The following is a 19,172-nucleotide window of genomic DNA, read 5'->3' on the forward strand; positions in this document are numbered from 1 at the left end:
CCGCCAATGCGCCAGCCCGATACCGAAACCGCCCTGAAATCCGAGCGCAGCCGCCTGCGCCGCGCCCATGAACGCGGGCTCTATGACCGCGAGACCGTGTATCAGGTGCTCGACGCCATGCCGCTGGCCCATATCGGCTATCAGATCAATGGCGCCCCTTCGGTGCTTCCGACGCTGCAATGGCGCGAGGGCGATCACGTCTATTGGCACGGCTCCGCCGCCAGCCGGGCGATCCGCGCGATGGAGGGGGCGGAGGTCTGCCTGACGGTCACCTGCATGGACGGATACGTGCTGGCCCGTTCGGCCTTCCACCACTCGGTCAACTTCCGCTCCGCGATGCTGTTCGGGGTGGCCGAAAAGGTCACGGAGGAGGAGGCCAAGGCCGCCAGCCTCAAGGCGATGGTCGACCACATCTTTCCCGGCCGCTGGGACGCCCTGCGCCCGATGACCGCGCAGGAGCTGAAGGCCACCGCCCTGATGCGGATGCCGATCGAGGAGGGGGCGGCCAAGATCCGCTCCGGTGCGCCCAAGGACGACGAGGAGGATTACGCCCTGCCGATCTGGGCGGGTGTGGTGCCGATAGCGATGGAGCTGAAGCTGCCGCAGCCGGACCCTGCCAATCTGGAGGGTGTCGAGATGCCGGACCACCTGAGCCGCATCCGCATCGGCTGAATCGAAAAGGGCGCGCCGCTCTGGCGCGCCCTTTGTTCTTGCAGGCCTATTCTGTCTGGCTGGCGCCCTCTGCCCCGGTGCTGACCAGCGCGCCGTTCTCCCAGGTGCCGTCCGCCTTCTGGCCGCTGGCGTATTTCATCGTGCCCGGCCCCTGGCGCTTGCCGTTGACAAAGCTGCCCTCGTAAACGTCGCCATTGGCATAGGTCGCCACGCCCTGGCCAAAGATCTTGCCTTCTTGCCATTCGCCTTCGTAGGTGAAGCCGTCAGGCATCACGATCTTGCCCCGCCCGTGGCGCTGGCTGTCAGCAAATGCGCCAGTGTAGACCGAGCCGTCGGCATAGGTGACCACCGCCTCGCCGTGGCGCTGCCCGTTCTGCCAGCCGCCGTCGTAGCGGTAACCGTCGGCATAGGTCATCACCCCCTGGCCGTGGTTCTTGGCGTTTTTGAAGCCGCCGGTATAGGTGATCCCGTTGGGGTAGGTGGCAGTGCCTTTGCCCTCGATCACGCCAGCAACCCATTCACCTTCGTAGGTGGAGCCGTCGGGATAGGTGATCTTGCCCTTGCCTTCGGCCAGATCATCGCGGAAATCGCCTTCATAGACCGATCCGTCGGGATAAACTGCCTTGCCCTTGCCTTCGATCTGCCCCTTCACCCAGGCGCCGGTGTAGCTGTAGCCATCCTTCTCGGTGAAGGTGCCGGTGCCGTGGCGCTGATCGTCCAGGAAGTCGCCCGTGTAGACATCGCCATTGGCGTAGGTCTGCGTGCCGGTGCCGTGGCGGCGGCCATTTTGCAGCGCGCCTTCATAGATGTCGCCGTTGGGCTGCACCAGGCGGCCGGTGCCATGCATCTGGCTGGACATCCATTCGCCTTCGTAGACCAGCCCGTCGGAGGTCTCCAGCCGGCCTTGCCCCTGCAGCTGGCCATCCGCCACGCTGCCCTCGTAAACGGTGCCCTCGGCATAGGTGATTTTCGCCTGGCCCTGCTGGCGCCCCCCGGCCCAGTCGCCGTCGTAGGTATAGCCGTCGGGCGATTGCATCACGCCCTTGCCGTGCCGCTTGCCGTCGGCAAAGCTGCCCTGATAGCGCACGCCACTGGCATAGACCGACACTCCGTCGCCGTGGATCTGGCCGTCCTGCCATTCGCCCTCGTAGGTGCTGCCGTCGGCGCGGGTCAGCTTGCCCAGACCGTGCGGCTTGCCCTGCGCGAACTCGCCTTCATAGATTGAACCGTCCGGGAACCGCGCCACACCCTGGCCGCGGACCTCTCCCTCGACCCACTCGCCGGTGTATTCATATCCGTTCGGCAGCTTGTAAGTGCCGGTGCCATGCTGCAGCCCGCCTTTGAAGGTGCCCTCGTAGACGCCGCCGATCTCATCCTGCGTGGTGATGATCTCCCCCTCCTGGGCAAAGGCCGGCGCGGCCAGTGCCAGGATCGTGGAAAGCGCGATTGCGGTGCCGAAACGGGTCATTCAAAACCTCTGCCTGCCCAGGAATTACGGTGCTGCTGCCATATTGGGTTGCTCGCCCGGAAACTAAGCTACCGCAGGCGGGGCCGCAATGTCTTTTCCCCGGCACCAGGCCCTTGCTCTTTTCCTTGGCTGTCAATCTGGTAAATGGCTGAGGAAGGATTTTTGCAAAGGGCCGATGCAGCATGGCAGACCGTTTCCGCGTGACACTGGCGCAGCTGAACCCCACCGTGGGCGATCTGGCAGGCAACGCCGCCAAGGCCCGCGCCGCCTGGGAGGAAGGCCGCAAGGCCGGCGCCGATCTGGTCGCGCTGCCGGAAATGTTCATCACCGGCTACAACACCCAGGATCTGGTGATGAAGCCGGTCTTCCACCAGGCCGCCATCGCCGAGGTCGAAAAACTGGCGGCGGACTGCGCCGATGGTCCGGCTCTGGCGGTTGGCGGGCCGTGGGTCGAGGGCGGCAGGCTCTACAATGCCTATCTGATCCTGAAGGACGGCAAGATCGCCTCGCGCTGCCTCAAGCACCATCTGCCGAACGAGACCGTGTTTGACGAGGTCCGCCTCTTCGAGGCCGGCCCCTTGGGCGGCCCGTATTCCGTCAGCAACACCCGCATCGGCTCCCCCATCTGCGAGGACGGCTGGCACGAGGATGTGGCGGAAACCCTGGCCGAAACCGGCGCCGAATTCCTGCTGATCCCCAACGGCTCGCCCTATTTCCGCAACAAGATGGAAGTGCGCTTCAACATGATGGTGGCGCGCGCTGTCGAAACCCACCTGCCGGTGATCTACCTCAACATGGTGGGCGGCCAGGACGATCAGGTGTTCGACGGCGGTTCCTTCGCCCTGAACCCGGGCGGCGCACTGGCAGTTCAGATGCCGCTGTTCGACGAGTGCATCACCCAGGTCGACCTCATCCGCACCGGGGACGGCTGGCGCGTGGAGGAAGGCGAAAAGGCGCATCTGCCGGACGAATGGGAGCAGGACTACCGGGTGATGGTGGACTCCCTGCGCGACTACATGGGCAAAACCGGCTTCAAGAAGGTGCTTCTGGGACTGTCCGGCGGCGTTGACTCGGCGATTGTCGCGGCCATCGCGGTGGATGCGCTGGGGGCGGAGAATGTCCGCTGCGTGATGCTGCCGTCTGAGTACACCAGCCGGGGATCGCTCGACGATGCCGAAGCCGTCGCCAAGGCGCTGGGCGTCCGTTATGACTATGTTCCGATCAGCGAGGCACGGGCTGCCATCACCAGCACGCTGGCGCCGCTGTTTACCGGCCTCGATGCGGATATCACCGAGGAAAACATCCAGTCCCGCCTGCGCGGCCTGCTGCTGATGGCCATGTCCAACAAGTTCGGCGAGATGCTGCTGACCACCGGCAACAAGTCCGAGGTGGCTGTGGGCTATGCCACCATCTATGGCGACATGAACGGCGGCTACAACCCGATCAAGGACCTCTACAAAACCCGCGTGTTCGAAACCTGCCGCTGGCGCAACGCCAACCACCGCCCCTGGATGAAGGGCCCGGCGGGCGAGGTGATCCGCCCCAATGTGATCGACAAGCCCCCCTCGGCGGAACTGCGCGAAGATCAGAAGGACAGCGACAGCCTGCCGGATTACCCGGAACTGGACGCCATTCTGGAAATTCTGGTCGATCTGGAGGGGTCAATCGCAGATTGTGTTGCGGCGGGCTTTTCCCGGGACGTGGCCAAACGGGTCGAGCATCTGCTTTATATCAGCGAATACAAACGCTTCCAGTCCGCGCCCGGTGCCCGGCTGACGCCGCGGGCGTTCTGGCTGGACCGCCGGTACCCGATCGTGAACCGCTGGCGCGACCCGACCTGAGGCACGCGTTAACCCCTTGAAGGCGCGGGTCTTTTCCGCGCTTTCCGCCCTTTCCCCGGGCAGCTTCCGTGACGGTAAAGTCCTGATATGCGGCGAAAAAAACACAATACCGCAATGCGCGGCAGAGGCGGCCGCGTGGACGCTGGACCGCCGATTCCGCAGCGGGCATAGAGACCTCATGCCTGGACCGAGACTGCCTCATTTCCAATCCAATCTGGCCTTGCCCAAGGCTGTCGACGCCGTGGTGATCGGCGGCGGCATCATTGGTGCCGCCACCGCGCTGGAACTGGCCGAGCGCGGCCACTCCGTGCTCTTGTGCGAAAAGGGGCAGATCGCGGGCGAGCAAAGCTCGCGCAACTGGGGGTGGGTACGGATCTCCTGCCGCGATCCGCGGGAAATCCCGCTGATGGCGGAATCGCTGCGCCTTTGGGAAGGGCTGGCGGCGCGCACCGGGCAGGACACCGGGTTCACCCGCTCCGGCATCCTCTACACCGCCGGCACGGCCAAGCGCGAAGCCCAGCTGGAGCGCTGGCTGCGCAACCTTGATGGCTGGGGGCAGGGCGCCCGGATGGTGCGCGGACCGCAGCTGGCGCAGCTGATGCCGGGCCACCAGACCAAGACCCGCAGCGCCCTGCTCACGCCGATGGACGGGCGGGCCGAGCCGCATATGGCCACCCACGCAATCGCCACTGCCGCCCAGGCCGCGGGCGCCAAGATCATGACCGAATGCGCGGTGCGCAGCGTCGAAACATCGGCCGGGCGCATCAGCGGCGTGATGACGGAACGCGGCCGCGTTGCCTGTTCGGCGGTGGTGGTGGCGGGCGGCGCCTGGTCGCGGCTGTTTCTCGGCAATGCGGGCATCAGCCTGCCGCAGCTCAAAGTGCTGAACTCGGTCCTGCGCACCTCGCCGGTGCCGGGCGGGCCGGACATCGCGGTGCGCACCGGCAACCTGGGCCTGCGCAAGCGGGCCGATGGCGGCTACACCGTCTCGGACGCGCTGGAGAACATGGTCGATATCGTGCCCGACAGCTTCCGCCTGGGCTGGGCGTTCCTGCCCAGCCTGCGGCACGAATGGCGCGCCCTGCAATTCCGGCTCACCAGCCGCTGGCGCGAGGAGGCGGCGCAGGCCCGCCGCTGGCAGCCGCAGCAGACCACCCCGTTCGAGCTGTGCCGGGTGCTGGATCCAGCCCCTTCGCAAAAGGCGCTGAAAAGCGGCTGGGCGGCAGCGCAAAAGGCCTTCCCTGTGCTGCAGGGCGCCGATGTGGTGCAAAGCTGGGGCGGGCTGATCGACGTGACCCCGGACGCGATCCCGGTGATCTCGCAGGCCAACCAGCTGCCGGGCCTGTTCATCGCCACCGGGTTTTCCGGTCACGGCTTCGGCATCGGCCCGGCCGCGGGCAAGCTTGCCGCCGATCTGGTGACTGGCGACAGGCCTGTCGTGGATCCGCATGACTTCCGCCTGTCCCGCTTCACCGACGGCAGCAGATACGGCCCGCGAAGCGGCTACTGACCGCGTCCCTTACCCCATCAGCTGATAGCTCACTGGCACATAGCGGAAACCGTCGCCGCGGGGTTCGACAAATCCCGCCGCCGGGAACGGCATGTGATAGCCGATCATCGGGAGCTTGTCCGCCGCCAGCATCCCCAGCACCCGGCGGCGCGACTCCGTTGCCGCCGCCTTGTCCATGTCGAACATCACTTCCCAATCGGGCCGGGCGAAGCTCCAGACATAGTGGTTGGCCAGATCCGCGGTCAGCACCAGCTGGCGGTTGCCGCTCTCCAGCATATAGCACATATGCCCCGGCGTATGGCCAAAGCCGGCCATTGCGGTGATCCCCGGCGCCACGCTGGCGCCATCATCGATAAAGGTGGTCTTCTCGGCCAGCGGCGTCATGTTCTGGGCCACCAGATCGCCCACCCGGTCGCCCGGGTCGCGCTTGGACCAGAAATTGTATTCCGCCGCCCCGGTCACATAGCGGGCGTTCGGAAAGGTCGGCGCGCCATCGGTCATCAGCCCGCCGATATGGTCCGGATGCATATGGGTGATCACCACGACGCTGATCTGGTCCGGCGTCACCCCGGCGGCGGCCAGCGACCTGGCAATGCCGCCATTGCCCAGCCCGGTGTCGAACAGCACCAGCTCCCCGCCGGTATCGACGAGCGTGGGCGTGAAATAGAACTGAACGGTTTCGGCAGAGATGAAATTCTCCTCCGACACCTCGGCAAACTCCTCATCGCTTGCATTGCCGCCAAAGATGGCTTTCGGCTCCTCCCGCTGCGCCGAGCCATCCAGCAGAGTGGTGACCGGCATTTCCGCCAGTTTGAACGAATGGGCAATCTGCGCTTCGGCGCGGCCGCCATGGGCACCGGCCAGCAGCGGCGTTGCAGCCCCGGCGAGGGGCAGGGCAGCGGCCCCGGCGAGGGCGGCGCGGCGGGAGAGGGAAACAGTCATGGCATAACCTCCGGTGGTGTTGGGCTGGCTTAACCCTAGCGCTCCGGACGCAGAGGGCTGTAAACAATCCCGTGAGGCGGGTTAAGATGCGGTCAGGAGGCAGCGTCATGAGCCAGAACAAGACCGTTCCGACGGGGGCAAGCGTTGAGGCGTTCCTTGCCGGTGTTGAACCGGCCCGCAAGGCGGCGGAGGCGCAGCAGCTGGATGCGCTGTTCCGCCGGACGACCGGCTACGCACCGCAGATGTGGGGGCCGTCACTCGTCGGCTACGGCCGCTACCACTACCGCTATGCCACGGGGCGGGAGGGCGACTTCCTCGCCACCGGCTTCGCGCCGCAAAAGGCGCGCCATTCGATCCACATCATGCCGGGCTATCAGGACTACGGTGCCATCCTCTCCCGCCTCGGCAAGCACAAGCTTGGCAAAAGCTGCCTCTATGTGAACAAGCTCGACGATATCGACCTGGAGGTGCTGGCCGAACTGATCCGCGCAGGCCTGCGGGATCTGAACGACATCTGGCCGGTGCAGCCGGCTTGACGGGCCGCGGCTTTCATCTTTCCCGAAATACTCCCGCCGGAGGCCTGCGCCGCAGGCGCGCGCACTCTGCCGAAACTGGACAAACCGCGGCCCATGTGACAAGGGGCAAGGCAACAGGAGACTCGTGATGACCACCACCCGTTTTGCCCCGTCGCCGACCGGCTATATCCACGTCGGCAACCTGCGCACCGCGCTGATGAACTATCTGATCGCCCGTAAGGCCGGCGGCACCTTCATCCTGCGCATCGACGACACCGACCCGGAGCGGTCCAAGGAAGAATACGTCGATGCCATCAAGCAGGACCTGGAATGGCTGGGCCTGACCTGGGACAAGGTGGAGCGCCAGTCCGAGCGGCTCGACCGCTATGTTGCCGCGGCTGACAAGCTGCGGGAAATCGGCCGCTTCTACGAGGCGTTCGAGACCCCGACCGAGCTGGACCTGAAGCGCAAGAAGCAGCTGAACATGGGCAAGCCGCCGGTCTATGACCGCGCCGCGCTGGCGCTGTCGGCGGAAGACAAGGCCAAGCTGCGCGCCGAGCGCGGCGATGGCGTCTGGCGCTTCAAACTGGATCAGGAACGGATCGAGTGGACCGACGGCATCCTGGGCGACATCTCCATTGATGCGGCCTCGGTCTCCGACCCGGTGCTGATCCGCGGCGACGGCCAGTTCCTTTACACCCTGGCCTCGGTTGTGGACGACACCGAAATGGGTGTGACCCATGTGGTGCGCGGCTCTGACCATGTGACCAACACCGCCACCCAGATCCAGATCATCGAGGCGCTGGGCGGCACCGTGCCGTCTTTCGCGCACCACTCGCTGCTGACCGGCCCGCAAGGCGAAGCGCTGTCCAAGCGCCTGGGCACGCTGGCCCTGCGCGATCTGCGCGAAGCGGGCGTGCAGCCGATGGCGCTCCTCAGCCTGATGGCGCGGCTCGGCTCCTCCGACCCGGTGGAGCTGCGTTCGGAGCTGGCGGAGCTGATCGACGGTTTCGACATCAACCGCTTCGGCGCCGCGCCGACCAAGTTCGATGTCGAGGATCTCTATCCGCTGACCGCCCGCCACCTGCAGTCGCTGCCGCTGGCGGCGGTGCAAGCCCACGTGGATGCGCTGGGCGTCCCGGCTGAGAAACAGGCGGCGTTCTGGGACATGGCCAAGGAAAACATCACCACGCTCAAGGATCTGGCGGGCTGGTGGGAGCTGTGCCGCGACGGCGCCGAGCCGCTGGTGGCCGATGAGGACAGGGACTTCATTGCCGAGGCGATGGCGCTGCTGCCCGAAGGCCCCTATGACAGCGACAGCTGGGGCAAGTGGACCGCCGCCGTCAAGGACGCGACGGGCCGCAAGGGCAAGGGGCTGTTCATGCCGCTCAGGAAGGCCGTGACCGGCATGGAGCGCGGCCCCGACATGTCCGCGCTGCTGGCGCTGATGGACACCGTCCGCGCCCGCGGCTGAGGCAGCCTGCGGCGGAAAAAGCCGGTCAGAAACAGTTCAGGGGCGGCGCCGAAAGGGCCGCCCTTTTTTCGTGCGGTTCCGTCAAGGGGCGGGACGGCGGCGCTCCCGTCCGCCGGAGCTGCATCGCAGATGCATCCCCTGCGGTTGGGCCGGGCGCCGCGCGGATGCGCGGCGCGGCACCGCGCCTTGGCGCGGTGCCATGCCCAACTGGGCAAAGGGGCAGCTTGCCTGCGCCTGAACAGGCGGGAGAGCGCCGCAGCACCGCAGGAAAACAGCGGACCGCCCGCCGGGAGGCGCTAGCGGATCAGCCGCTGCCGCCTTCGCCAAGCTCCTTGCGCATCTCCGCCGCCGCCTTGGCCATTTCCGGGTTGGAGTGGCTTTCCAGCTCCTCCAGGGTCTTCTGCATCCAGCCCATGACCGAGGGGGACTCGCTGCCGCTGCGGGCAATCGGCGGGAAGGCGCAGCGCAGCAGGTGGCGCGCGGTCACCGGCGGCACCTTCACGTTGGGAAAGTCCGGCTTCCGGGTGCTGCTGATCTCATCGGCGGGCATGGTTTCCCACAGCAGCCGCCCCAGCCGTCCCATCACCTCAATCGCGGTGCCCGGATCATTGATGCCGGGTGACAGCGCCCGCTGCGCCGTCTCCGCCAGCAGGGTGAGGCCAAAGGACGGGTCCTGATCGAAACTGCGCACGTCTCCGATGTCGACCGCCTTCGAGGCCGCCTTGCAGAAGTCGTTGTCTCCGCCCGTGGCCCAGGCCACCGGCTGGCCGCGCAGGATGTATTCGCCGGGCGCGCGTGCCAGGGTGATCTCGGTGCCGGCCTCCTGCGCAAGCTCGTCCAGCTGCGCCATCCCGGCAAAGCGCACAAAGCCGCTGCGGGCGGCCGGGATGACCACCGCACCGGCGGGAACGCCGCCGCTGTCAGAGCATTGGCCGCCCAGGCAGGGCGCGTCGAGCCGCGCGCGCATGCTGTCGCGGGTCCGGGATTCGATCAGCCGCAGCGTATGGTCCATGCTGCCCAGCCCGGACAGGTGATCAATCCAGCGCAGGATCGCGCCGACGATCAGGAACACGACCACGATGGTGATGCCGAACACCACCAGCGCGCCTTCAGGGGTGTAATACCGCGCCCGGAACAGGATCACGCCGCTGAGCGAGAAGATGAACCCGCCCACAAATGTCGCCAGCACCCGGTGGGTCACGGTATCTTCCAGCAGCAGCCGGTAGACCCGCGGCGTCGCCATCGAGGCAGCGGTGCGGTAGGCGCTGACCATGACGTTGAGCGAAAAGGTGGTGACGGCCAGCATGCCCGACGCCAGGATCGTCAGCACCGGCAGCACCGCCTCGCGCCCGAAGTCCTCGCTCAGGCTGTCGGGCAGCAGCGGTTTGGCCAGCGGTGCCAGCAGCAGCGCCAGCAGCGACAGCACGGAAATCAGAACCACCCGGAACCAGAGCTTGCGGGCAATCCGCCTGAGGTGCAAAAGAAACTGCTCAATCATGAGCGGAGCTTATCCTGCGCGCGCCGGTGCTGTCGATCAGATCGTCGAACAGAGCGCGCTCCGTCCGGCTCAGGCGCTGGTGGCGCGGATAGCGGGGCGCCGCCCGGTCATCCAGGAGGGGCGCGTCCCAGCCATCGGTGGTGGCGATGAAATCCAGCACGCCCGCCTCGCCGAACACCTGAAGATAGCCCTGCAGCACCACATCCAGATAGCTCAGCAGAATCGGGTGCTGCTCGGTGGCGCCGTTTTGCTTGTCCGCAGCCACCGCATAGACGGAAATCTCCGGCGATCCCGGCAGCCCGTGCTGCACCTTGCCGGATGCGGGCAGACGTTCATAGGCGAACTCGCGTTCGTCCAGCGCCGCCCAGTCGGCGCCCGGCACCTCGGCAATCAGCCCGCCGATGGTGCTGGCCTCGCAAGGCACTGCCGACAGAAACGCCGCCTCGCGCAGGCCCGTATGCACCCAGGCGCGCCGCCAGCCGCTAAGCCGGGCCGGCTGCGCGCCGCCATAGCCATGCGTCGCCGTGTTCACCAGGCTGCCGTAGCCAAAGAAGTAAGGAGCCGTCATCAGCGCGCCTTTCCGCTGCAATTCCGGTTATTGATGTATGTCAAACCGCTTTTTCCTCCCGTGTGCAATAAGCGATGCACCATAGCTGCGGGAGCGACCCATGCGGATTACCAAAAGGACCAACATTGCGGTGCGGCTGCTGATGTATTGCGCTGCGCATGAAGACCGCCTGGTGACCAAGGCCGAGATTGCCGAATGCTGCAACATCTCGGAAAACCACCTGGCGCAGGTGATCAACCAGCTGAGCCAGCTGGGCTACCTGACGACCCAGCGCGGCCGCAACGGCGGCATGAACCTGGGCCGGCCCGCGGCGGAGATCCGGATCGGTGACGTGTTCCGGGATGTCGAGGGCAACCTGCCGATGGTGGAATGCTTTGCCGATGCGGACAACACCTGCCCGCTGGCGGGGGCCTGCCGCCTGAAGGTGGCGCTGGCCGACGCCGCGCAAGCGTTCTATGCCTCGCTGGATGACATTTCCCTGGAAGCGCTGGTCTGCGACAACCACGATCTGCTGCGCATCCTGCAGCCGGTGTCCTGCGGCTCCCGCTGAACGGCCTGCCGCAGAGCTGATCATTCGCGGGCCCGCAGGATCCGGGCCGGTTTGGCGGCCAGCGGCCGCAGCGCAAAGGCCAGCCCGGCCAGCAGCGTGGTCAGCACCCCGCCGGAAATGACCATCACCGCGTTCGGCCAGATCACCGTGTACCCTGTCTCGAACACATAGGCGTTGATCGCCCAGGCCCCGGCGATGCCTGCCGCCAGCGCCACCAGCCCGGCGGCCGCCCCAAGAAGGGCAGAGCGCAGGGCAAAGCTTGCCAGGATCTGCTTGCGCGGTGCGCCAAGCGTTTTCAGCAGCGCGGCCTCATACCGGCGCGCAGGCTCCCCGGCAGCGGCGGTGCCCAGCAGCACCAGAAACCCGGTCAGCAGCGTCGCTGCGGCGCCATAGGCAGTGGCGGCGGCCAGCTGGCGCAGGATGTCCGACACCCGGTCGATGGCATCCCGCATCCGGATGGCGGTGATATTCGGCATCTCGCGGGCCAGATCGCGCAGGATCGCCGCCTCCGCCTGCTCCTCGGCATAGACGGTGGCAATGAAACTGTGCGGCGCGCCGGCCAGCGCGGCCTCGTTCAGCACCATCACAAACCCCATCCCCGCGGTGGAGAAATCCACGTTGCGGAAGCTGGTGATGGTGCCGGTGATGTCACGTCCCAGGATGTTCAGCGTCAGTGTGTCCCCCAGCTTCAGCCCCAGTTCCTCGGCCTCCTCGGCGGCAAAGCTGATTTGCGGATCACCTGCATAATCGTCGGGCCACCACGCGCCGGCGGTGATCTCGGTGCTGCCGGGCCGGGCCGCGGCATAGGTGATGCCGCGGTCGCCGCGCACCACCCAGTGATCGCCCGCAACTTCTGTCGCAGGCTGGCCGTTGATCCGGGTCAGCACCCCGCGCAGCATCGGCGCGTTTTCCACCCGGGTGACGGAGGGGTCGTTCTCCACCCGCTCCAGGAAGGCAGGCATCTGGCTGCGCTGGATGTCGACGAAGAAATAGGACGGCGCCACATCGGGCAGGTTGCCGGCAATTGCCCGGCGCATGTTGCCGTCGATCTGGCCGATGGCCGCCAGCACGGTCAGGCCCAGCCCCAGCGCCAGCACCGCAGGCACCGCGCCGTCGCGCGCGCTGCCGATGGACGACAGCGCCCACCGCAGGGCAGGGCGCCCGCGGGCGGCCCCGGTGCCGCGGCGCGCCGCAAAACCGATGGCAAGCGCGGCACCCAGCAGCACCAGCAGTGCGCCCATCAGCCCGCCCGCGGTCCAAAGCGTCAGCTGCGCCGAACCGCTGAACCACGCCGCCAGCCCGACCAGCGCCGCCAGCGCCAGCGCGGTCGCCAGCAGATAGCGCGGCGCGGGCAGCCGGGTGCGGCTGGCAAAGGCATCGCGGAACAGCGAGGCCGCGCGGATGCGTTCGGCCCGCGCCAAGGGCCAGAGCGCAAAGATGAAAGCGGTCAGCACGCCATAGACCGCGGCCTCTGCCAGCGCCGAAGGGTAGAGCGAAAACACCGCCGGAAACGGCAGCTGCGCCGCAATCAGCGGCCCCAGCAGCAGCGGCCCCAGCCCCCCCAGCACCAAGCCGATGCCCACACCCACCAGCGTCAGCGCGCCGATCTGCAGAAAGTAGGTGAGGAAAATCGTCTGCCGCTCCGCCCCCAGCGTGCGCAGCGTAGCGATGGTTGCGGTCTTGGTCGCCAGATAGGCCCGCACAGCGGCAGAGACGCCAACCCCGCCCACAGCCAGGCCCGAGAGGCCCACCAGCACCAGGAACCCGCCCAGACGCTCTACAAAGGCGGTGATCCCCGGCGCGCCGTTCCTGGCATCGCGCCAGCGCATTCCGGTGGTCTCAAACAGCCCTTCGGCCTCGGCCTGCACGGCGGCCAGATCACTGCCCGGCGGCAGCTCCATCCGGTATTTGGTGTCAAACAGCGTGCCCGGCTCCAGCAGGCCGGACTCTCCCAGATCCGCTGTCCGCACCATCGTGCGCGGCCCCAGCTCAAAACCGGAGGCCGCGGCATCCGGCTCCAGCGCGATCATTGCCATCAGGCGGAAATCCTGGGTGCCCAGCCGGAAAACATCCCCCGGCTGCAATCCCAGCCGGTCCGCCAGCACCCGGTCCATCACCGCGCCGGGCAGGCCGTCCGCACCGGCCAGCGCAGCATCCAGCGGCATGTCAGGGGCCAGTTTCATCTCTCCCTTCAAGGGATAAAGCCCGTCCACCGCCTTCACCTGGGTCAGCCCGCGCTCCTCGCCCACCGTGGCCATGGAGCGGAATTCGGCAATTTCGGAATGGCGCAGCGCCGTCCGCTCCACCCAGTCCCGCTCATCCTCGTTGGCAAACCGGTAGGTGAAATTCAGCTCCGCATCGCCGCCCAGGATCGTGGCGCCTTCGCGCTCCAGCCCGGTCTCGATCGACGCGCGGACGGAGCCGATGGCGGCGATCACCCCGACCCCCAGCGCCAGGCAGGCGAGGAAAATGCGAAAGCCCTTCAGCCCGCCGCGCAGCTCCCGCAGGGCAAAGCGCCAGGCCAGGCGGAGGGCGGAGCCGCTCATTCGGCCGCCTCGCGCGCGGCGTCTCCGTCGATCCGCCCGTCGCGCAGCCGCACCACCCGGTCGCAGCGCGCCGCCAGCTCCGGCGCATGTGTGACCATCACCAGCGTCGCGCCGTAGCGGTCGCGCAGCCCGAACAGCAGATCCATCACCGCCTGGCCATTGGCCTCGTCCAGGTTGCCGGTCGGCTCATCCGCCAGCAGGATCGCAGGCCGCGGCGCCAGGGCGCGCGCCAGCGCCACCCGCTGCTGCTCGCCGCCCGACATCTGCGCCGGGAAATGGCCGGCCCGGTGGCCCAGCCCCACCGCCTCCAGCTCTGCCTGGGCGCGGGGGAAGGCATCCTTGACGCCCGCCAGCTCCAGCGGCGTCGCCACGTTTTCCAGCGCGGTCATGGTCGGGATCAGGTGAAAGCTCTGGAACACCACCCCCATGTTGTTGCGGCGGAACCGGGCCAGCGCGTCCTCATCCATTGCGGTCAGATCCGCGCCCAGGGCCGTCACCCGGCCGCCGGTGGCCTGCTCCAGCCCGCCCATCAGCATCAGCAGCGACGACTTGCCCGATCCGGACGGCCCTACCAGACCCAGAGTCTCCCCCTGCCGCACGTCCAGCGAGATTCCGTGCAAGATCTCCACCGGGCCGGTATTGCTATTCAGGGTCAAACTCGCATCTAAGAGGTGAAGAACGGGGCTTTTTTGATCGGTCATCGGGCCTGCCTGTTGGGTGCACCTAACGGATATGGAGTGTTTGCCGCCATGCACAAGACATTGGCACTGCTGAGTTTGCTGCTTTTCACCGCCCCCGCCTGGGCGGATCCGCTGCGGATCACCGCCCTGGGCGACAGCCTGGTGCAGGGCTACGGGCTGCCGCAGGGGCAGGGGCTGGTGCCGCAGCTGGAACGCTGGCTGAACGAAAACGGCGCCGAGGTCGTGTTGCAGAATGCGGGCGTTTCCGGGGACACCACGGCCGGCGGGGCAGAGCGGGCCGACTGGACCCTGTCAGACAACCCCGACGGGCTGATCGTGCTCCTGGGCGGCAATGACATGCTGCGCGGGCTTGAGCCGCAGGAGGCGCGCGCCAACCTGACCCGCATCCTGCAGACGGCGGAGGCAAAGGGGATCGAGGTCCTGCTGATCGGCATGAAAGCCCCGCGCAACTACGGGCCGGACTACAAGCAGGCGTTTGACGCGATCTACCCGGAGCTGGCGGCAGAGTTCGGCGCGGTGCTGCACCCGGATGCCTTTGCGGGCATGGCGGCAGAAGCCGGCGGGGATCCTGCGGCGGCGCAGGCCCTCATGCAGGACGACGGCATCCATCCCAACGCCCGCGGCGTGGCGCTGAATGCGGCTGCCATGGGGCCGGCGGCCCTGCAGCTGATCGCCGCGATCGGCAGCTGAAAACAGCCCTGGCCGTCAGGGCTGTTTTGGAAGTTTCAAAGCAGATCGGAAGATCCGGATCAGGAGACCAGCGCGATATCCACTGCGGATTCACGGCCGTCGCGGCCTGCGCGCAGCTCATAGGTCACTTTCTGATTGTCCGCGAGGCCGGTCAGCCCGGAACGCTCAACAGCGGAAATATGGACAAAAATGTCCTTGCCGCCGTCTTCGGGTGCAATAAAGCCATAGCCTTTGGTGGTGTTGAACCATTTGACGGTGCCGGTGGCCATCGTCGATTTCTCCTAAGTCGTCTTCAGTTCCCTGCCCGCTTATGCGGCAGTCCGGCAAGGTTTGCGGATGATCATGACCGCGCCGGGTGAGGCACAGTGATGGCATTCGCGTAACATCGCCGTGACAGAATTGGGTGCGAATCCCCTCTGGTGCAAGAAAAATGCGGTGTAAAACAGGGGTTCGCGGCAAATTTCCGCAGGCCGGGGCCTAAAGCACCGTCACAACCGTGCCCAGCGGCACCCGCTCGTACAGGTCCATCACATGCTCGTTCAGCATCCGGATACAGCCGTTCGACACCGAGTGGCCGATGGTCTGCGGCTGGTTGGTGCCGTGGATGCGGAAGTAGGTGTCCACCCCGTTCTGGAACAGATAAAGCGCCCGCGCGCCCAGCGGATTGTCCGGCCCGCCGGGCTGGATATACTCATTGTCGACGAATTTCGCATAGGCCCTGGGGTCGCGTTCGATCATCTCGTCGGTGGGGCGCCAGGTGGGCCATTCCTTCTTGCGCTGGATCACTGCCTGGCCGGTGAATTCCAGCCCGGCCTTGCCGACCCCCACGCCATAGCGGATCGCCTTGCGCTTGTCGGTGACGAAATACAGGTAATAGGACCGCGGCAGCACCAGGATCTGGCCCGGGGCGAAATCCTTCCTGATCCGCACTTCCTGCGGGGCCGGGTCAAACACCACCGGGTCTTTTGTGCGGGCCAGGGCAGGCAGCGGCAGCAGAGAGGCTGCGGCGGCTGCGGTGCCCGAGCTCAGAATCTTGCGGCGTGAAATCATGGCCATTTCCCCGTAGTCTGTTGCAGTTCCCCTCATCTTCAGGTTGGAACGGCGGCCGGTCAACGGCTTTCCGAACCCGCGCGGGCAAGTGTTGCATGCAGCGCCGCCCAAGGCGGCAAATCCCGGCGCCGCGCCCCCGGCTGCGGCTATGCGGCGGCGGCTGCCTGCAGCCTTGCGCCGCGGCGCCGGGCGGCTATACCAAGGCCATGCGACTGCTTGAGGAGGCAAACCCATGGGAGCCAAGACCCTGACCTGCCTGGCCTGCGCCCAGCTGAACCGGGTGCCGGAGGACAAGCTGGGCCGCGGCCCGAAATGCGCAACCTGCGGGGCCGCGCTGCTGCCGGGCACGCCGGTGGATGTGGATCCGGCGATCCTGCAAAAAGCCGTGAAAAACGATGATCTGCCGCTGGTGGCGGATTTCTGGGCACCGTGGTGCGGGCCCTGCCGGTCCATGGCGCCAGAATTCGCCAAGGCGGCCAAGACGCTGGGCGTGCAGGCCCGGCTGGTCAAGCTCAACACCCAGGATCACCCGTCCGCAGCCGCCCGCTACCGGATCCGCGGCATTCCCGCCCTGATCGCCTTTGAACGCGGCAAGGAGAAAAAGCGCCAGGCCGGCGCCATGCGGCAGGGCCAGATCGTCAGCTGGCTGCGCGGCTAAGGCGCGCTGCGCAGGCTTCCGGCCGCACCGCGCGCTCAGAACGGCCGCTGCCCCAGACCCTGCGGTTTGTCCGGCCTCTGGCTGGCTTTTGCGCTGCTGCGGCGGTTGCGCCAGGACAGCGAAGCGATCACGGCAAATGCCAGAAGCGCGGCCAGAAGGGGATAAAGCAGGACGGCAATCCAAACCGGCCAGCCGGCCAGGAGGACTGCGGCCAGCATCAGGCCCAAGGCGGCAGCCGCCCCTATGACAGAACTCACCCAGGCCATGCTTGGTCTCCAATACGCCTTGATCGTTGGCAGAAAGGTAGAACAGGAGTACCGCGAAACAACTGTGCTAAAGAGGCGGCTTTCCGCCTCATAAGTGGAAATATCAGCTTTCCGCTATGCCTTTGGTGGTAATACCGGCCTCTGCCGCATCCCGCCGCCGCGCTGCGCTGGCCGGGTCAGGCGGCGGCTGCCTCCCGCCAGCAGTGGCCTGCCCCGCCCGCAGGGCCGGAGGGGAAGCTGCGCCAGGCCAGCAGAACGGTCACCGCAAGGGCCACCACAGTTCCCGCCGCCGGGTACATCAGCAGGCTGAGCCAGAGCGGCAGCCCGAACGCCGCATATCCGAACACTGCAGCGAACAGCCCCGCGATCATTCCAAGGAAAATGCCTGCCCAAGCCATGAAGCCTCCTGTTCCGCTGCGCAGGCCGGGATTGCCCGGTTGCAGCCGCTTGCTTGCGGCACATCCTGCAGGGGAAAGTATTTACGATGAGTTAACATTGCGGAACTTCCCGCGCCTGCACCCGCGAAGCGCGGCCGGCAGGCCCTGACAGCGCCCTATTTCGAGGTCAGCGCCACGCCGTCTTTTGCCTTGGGCATCTTGCCCTTGCCCTGCTGCAGCACATGGGCCAGCTCATGCGCCAGAAACGCGCTGTCCTTGGCAAAAGCGGGCTTCATCACGAAGATATCGTTGCCCACGGTGAAGGCCCGCGCCTTCAGTTCCTTGCAGACATCCTTGGCATTGCCGCCGCTGTGCACCCGCACCTTGCCCAGATTACCGCCGAAATGCGCCTCCAGCCCCTTGCGCAGATCGCTGGGCAGCTTCTTTTCCGTGGTGCCTTCCGGCGCGGTCTTCAGCGTCTTGCGCTTGGCCTTTTTGCCCTTGGCCGCCTCGACCTCTGCCTTCACCTCTTCCGGTTTCAAAGCCATGCGGGATCCTTTCCAACGCTTTAACCAACCCATGGCGCACGGGCGCCTGCCATGATGTTAGCGCAGGGCGGGGCAAAGGAGAAATGGCCAAGAGGTTAGTTATCGACCCTTTTGGGTGCGGCGCACAGCGGCATGGCTTGTGTATTAGAACGTGACGGGGGCGTCTTGCCTTCTTGGGGCGTGAGGCGACAGCCGCACGGCCCGCGCCTGACCTTCCCGTCATACCGGAGGCATGCTTTCAGCATGACGAAGGCGCATCCGCGCCCTCCCAAGGTCAGGCGCGGGCTTTGTTCTGCGTGGAGCTGCATGCCCCTCGGATACATCTCGTTGCAGGCGAGCAATGAGTAGATCTGCTCCTCTCAATCTTCTTTTGACCGAGCTAAAGGAAATTTTCGTGAAAATTCATCACCTAAGCTTTGCAGTAGTTGCGAGCTGCAATGCGGGCGCATCAATTCTGCAACGACATACTGAGTGGAAATAACAAAATCTAGTGATTGCCTCTCATCTAAGGCTTCTTTGCCATATCTAACGTTTACGAAATTCGGTGCGCTCGTGAGAACGCTTTCTACTCTCGGCCAGTCCAACATTTCCAATTCACTCTTTAACGCGATGAGGAAGTCGTCCGGTTTGTGTGAAAGCTTAACTAGCTTTTTTTCATCCCATCCATTCGACGCCAAAACTGCTTTGACCGAAAGCTCTATCGCCAAGAATGCGCTCAACACACATTCACGAGCATCTAAGCCTGTGGAAGCTAATGTACAAGCCGCGACGAAATTTCGCCTGGCCTCCGTAGCCAGCTGATATGCCTGATTGAAATGAGTATTTTTGGATGACGAATGGAGTGTAAGAAAGTTACCGATCCCCGACATGCAATCGAACGCATCCCCGATCTGAAAAATGCAACTTTCATAAAGGTCGTGGTTCGAGTGAATAATTTGAACTTGGAGGTGAGTTAGATCTGTGTGCTTGAAAGGGTCTATTCTAACAGTCCCGAAGATCAGAGGCGGCCTAACTAGATAGCCTACACCTCGGAATGCCACCACCCCTAAACCAAAAGCGCCTATAAAAGCAGGTGCTCCATAAATTTCCCTTAGTATCGCGCCCAATTTTTTGTCAAGAAGGTCTTTCCTTGCAAGGATTGAGCGTCCAAGCGCCTTTCCAAGTCCCAGGCGTTCTCGCGCGAGCGGGATAATTTCCCACTCGCGCTGCCGTAAAGGCAAGCCTTGCTCAGCAAGTTCTTCATCCGATTGTAAGACGGCCAGAAGAAGCTCTTGATCTGAATAAGTCGAGTTTCCCAA

The 19,172-nt window shown here is 65.6% G+C and carries 20 protein-coding genes; 8 read left to right on the forward strand and 12 right to left on the reverse strand.

From position 1 onward, the window contains the following. Nucleotides 1-6: 6 nt before the first annotated feature. The gene (locus DAEP_RS0117770) at nt 7-672 is read left to right on the forward strand and encodes a pyridoxamine 5'-phosphate oxidase family protein (RefSeq protein WP_027245618.1); all 666 of its coding nucleotides are present in this window, start codon (nt 7-9) and stop codon (nt 670-672) included. 46 nt (nt 673-718) lie between these two features. On the opposite strand, the gene DAEP_RS0117775 is transcribed toward DAEP_RS0117770, so the two are convergent. Next, entirely contained in the window at nt 719-2,140 is a 1,422-nt protein-coding gene (locus DAEP_RS0117775) for an MORN repeat-containing protein (RefSeq protein ID WP_027245619.1), read from the reverse strand. A 182-nt stretch (nt 2,141-2,322) separates the two neighbouring features. On the opposite strand from DAEP_RS0117775, the gene DAEP_RS0117780 reads away from it, so the two are divergent. After that, nucleotides 2,323-3,981, forward strand: a complete 1,659-nt coding sequence (locus DAEP_RS0117780) for an NAD+ synthase (protein ID WP_027245620.1) — start codon at nt 2,323-2,325, stop codon at nt 3,979-3,981. Between the two features lie 178 nt (nt 3,982-4,159). Beyond that, a complete protein-coding gene (locus DAEP_RS0117785) occupies nt 4,160-5,491 on the forward strand; it encodes an NAD(P)/FAD-dependent oxidoreductase (protein ID WP_027245621.1) in 1,332 nt (443 codons plus the stop codon). A gap of 9 nt (nt 5,492-5,500) precedes the next feature. Here DAEP_RS0117785 and DAEP_RS0117790 read toward each other — a convergent pair whose 3' ends face one another. Then, nucleotides 5,501-6,433 (reverse strand): MBL fold metallo-hydrolase, encoded by a 933-nt coding sequence (locus DAEP_RS0117790; RefSeq protein ID WP_027245622.1) that lies wholly within the window; start codon nt 6,431-6,433, stop codon nt 5,501-5,503. A gap of 107 nt (nt 6,434-6,540) precedes the next feature. Between DAEP_RS0117790 and DAEP_RS0117795 the strand changes: the two genes are divergently transcribed. Beyond that, nucleotides 6,541-6,969: a DUF1801 domain-containing protein gene (locus tag DAEP_RS0117795; RefSeq protein WP_027245623.1), complete on the forward strand. Its 429-nt coding sequence runs from the start codon at nt 6,541-6,543 to the stop codon at nt 6,967-6,969. Between the two features lie 127 nt (nt 6,970-7,096). Next, on the forward strand, nt 7,097-8,422 hold the full coding sequence (gene gltX / locus DAEP_RS0117800; RefSeq protein WP_027245624.1) for a glutamate--tRNA ligase: 1,326 nt from the start codon (nt 7,097-7,099) through the stop codon (nt 8,420-8,422). Between the two features lie 304 nt (nt 8,423-8,726). Here the strand turns inward: gltX and DAEP_RS0117805 are convergent, their stop codons facing one another. Continuing rightward, the gene (locus DAEP_RS0117805; RefSeq protein ID WP_027245625.1) at nt 8,727-9,920 is read right to left on the reverse strand and encodes a DUF2254 domain-containing protein; all 1,194 of its coding nucleotides are present in this window, start codon (nt 9,918-9,920) and stop codon (nt 8,727-8,729) included. After that, complete coding sequence (locus DAEP_RS0117810) at nt 9,913-10,488, reverse strand: gamma-glutamylcyclotransferase family protein (RefSeq protein ID WP_027245626.1); 576 nt, start codon at nt 10,486-10,488, stop codon at nt 9,913-9,915. Before DAEP_RS0117810 ends, DAEP_RS0117805 begins: the two co-directional genes overlap by 8 nt. 100 nt (nt 10,489-10,588) lie before the next feature. Here DAEP_RS0117810 and DAEP_RS0117815 point away from each other — a divergent pair, with 100 nt between their 5' ends. Further along, nucleotides 10,589-11,038, forward strand: coding sequence for an RrF2 family transcriptional regulator (locus DAEP_RS0117815; RefSeq protein ID WP_008558042.1), 450 nt, complete (start codon nt 10,589-10,591; stop codon nt 11,036-11,038). A gap of 20 nt (nt 11,039-11,058) precedes the next feature. Here DAEP_RS0117815 and DAEP_RS0117820 read toward each other — a convergent pair whose 3' ends face one another. Then, nucleotides 11,059-13,584 (reverse strand): ABC transporter permease, encoded by a 2,526-nt coding sequence (locus DAEP_RS0117820; RefSeq protein ID WP_027245627.1) that lies wholly within the window; start codon nt 13,582-13,584, stop codon nt 11,059-11,061. After that, a complete protein-coding gene (locus DAEP_RS0117825) occupies nt 13,581-14,285 on the reverse strand; it encodes an ABC transporter ATP-binding protein (RefSeq protein ID WP_027245628.1) in 705 nt (234 codons plus the stop codon). The genes DAEP_RS0117820 and DAEP_RS0117825 overlap by 4 nt, the downstream gene beginning before the upstream one ends. 48 nt (nt 14,286-14,333) lie before the next feature. Here DAEP_RS0117825 and DAEP_RS0117830 point away from each other — a divergent pair, with 48 nt between their 5' ends. Next, a complete protein-coding gene (locus DAEP_RS0117830; protein WP_027245629.1) occupies nt 14,334-14,975 on the forward strand; it encodes an arylesterase in 642 nt (213 codons plus the stop codon). A 59-nt stretch (nt 14,976-15,034) separates the two neighbouring features. On the opposite strand, the gene DAEP_RS0117835 is transcribed toward DAEP_RS0117830, so the two are convergent. Both DAEP_RS0117835 and DAEP_RS0117840 read right to left on the reverse strand, forming a co-directional pair. Continuing rightward, nucleotides 15,035-15,244: a cold-shock protein gene (locus DAEP_RS0117835; protein ID WP_008557431.1), complete on the reverse strand. Its 210-nt coding sequence runs from the start codon at nt 15,242-15,244 to the stop codon at nt 15,035-15,037. Nucleotides 15,245-15,452: 208 nt separating this feature from the next. Then, entirely contained in the window at nt 15,453-16,025 is a 573-nt protein-coding gene (locus DAEP_RS0117840) for a L,D-transpeptidase (protein ID WP_027245630.1), read from the reverse strand. 232 nt (nt 16,026-16,257) lie between these two features. Between DAEP_RS0117840 and trxC the strand changes: the two genes are divergently transcribed. After that, nucleotides 16,258-16,683 carry a thioredoxin TrxC gene (gene trxC / locus DAEP_RS0117845; protein ID WP_027245631.1) on the forward strand — a complete coding sequence of 142 codons (426 nt, stop codon included), beginning with the start codon at nt 16,258-16,260 and terminating at the stop codon, nt 16,681-16,683. Nucleotides 16,684-16,718: 35 nt separating this feature from the next. Here the strand turns inward: trxC and DAEP_RS0117850 are convergent, their stop codons facing one another. The 4 genes from DAEP_RS0117850 to DAEP_RS24005 form a co-directional block, all read right to left on the reverse strand. Next, nucleotides 16,719-16,949 (reverse strand): hypothetical protein, encoded by a 231-nt coding sequence (locus DAEP_RS0117850; protein ID WP_027245632.1) that lies wholly within the window; start codon nt 16,947-16,949, stop codon nt 16,719-16,721. Between the two features lie 176 nt (nt 16,950-17,125). Further along, nucleotides 17,126-17,347 carry a hypothetical protein gene (locus DAEP_RS0117855; protein ID WP_008555039.1) on the reverse strand — a complete coding sequence of 74 codons (222 nt, stop codon included), beginning with the start codon at nt 17,345-17,347 and terminating at the stop codon, nt 17,126-17,128. 155 nt (nt 17,348-17,502) lie between these two features. Beyond that, nucleotides 17,503-17,874, reverse strand: a complete 372-nt coding sequence (locus tag DAEP_RS0117860; RefSeq protein WP_027245633.1) for an eCIS core domain-containing protein — start codon at nt 17,872-17,874, stop codon at nt 17,503-17,505. A 359-nt stretch (nt 17,875-18,233) separates the two neighbouring features. Next, nucleotides 18,234-19,172 (reverse strand): hypothetical protein, encoded by a 939-nt coding sequence (locus DAEP_RS24005; protein ID WP_154665072.1) that lies wholly within the window; start codon nt 19,170-19,172, stop codon nt 18,234-18,236.

The sequence above is a fragment of the Leisingera daeponensis DSM 23529 genome, assembly GCF_000473145.1.
GTDB lineage: Bacteria > Pseudomonadota > Alphaproteobacteria > Rhodobacterales > Rhodobacteraceae > Leisingera > Leisingera daeponensis.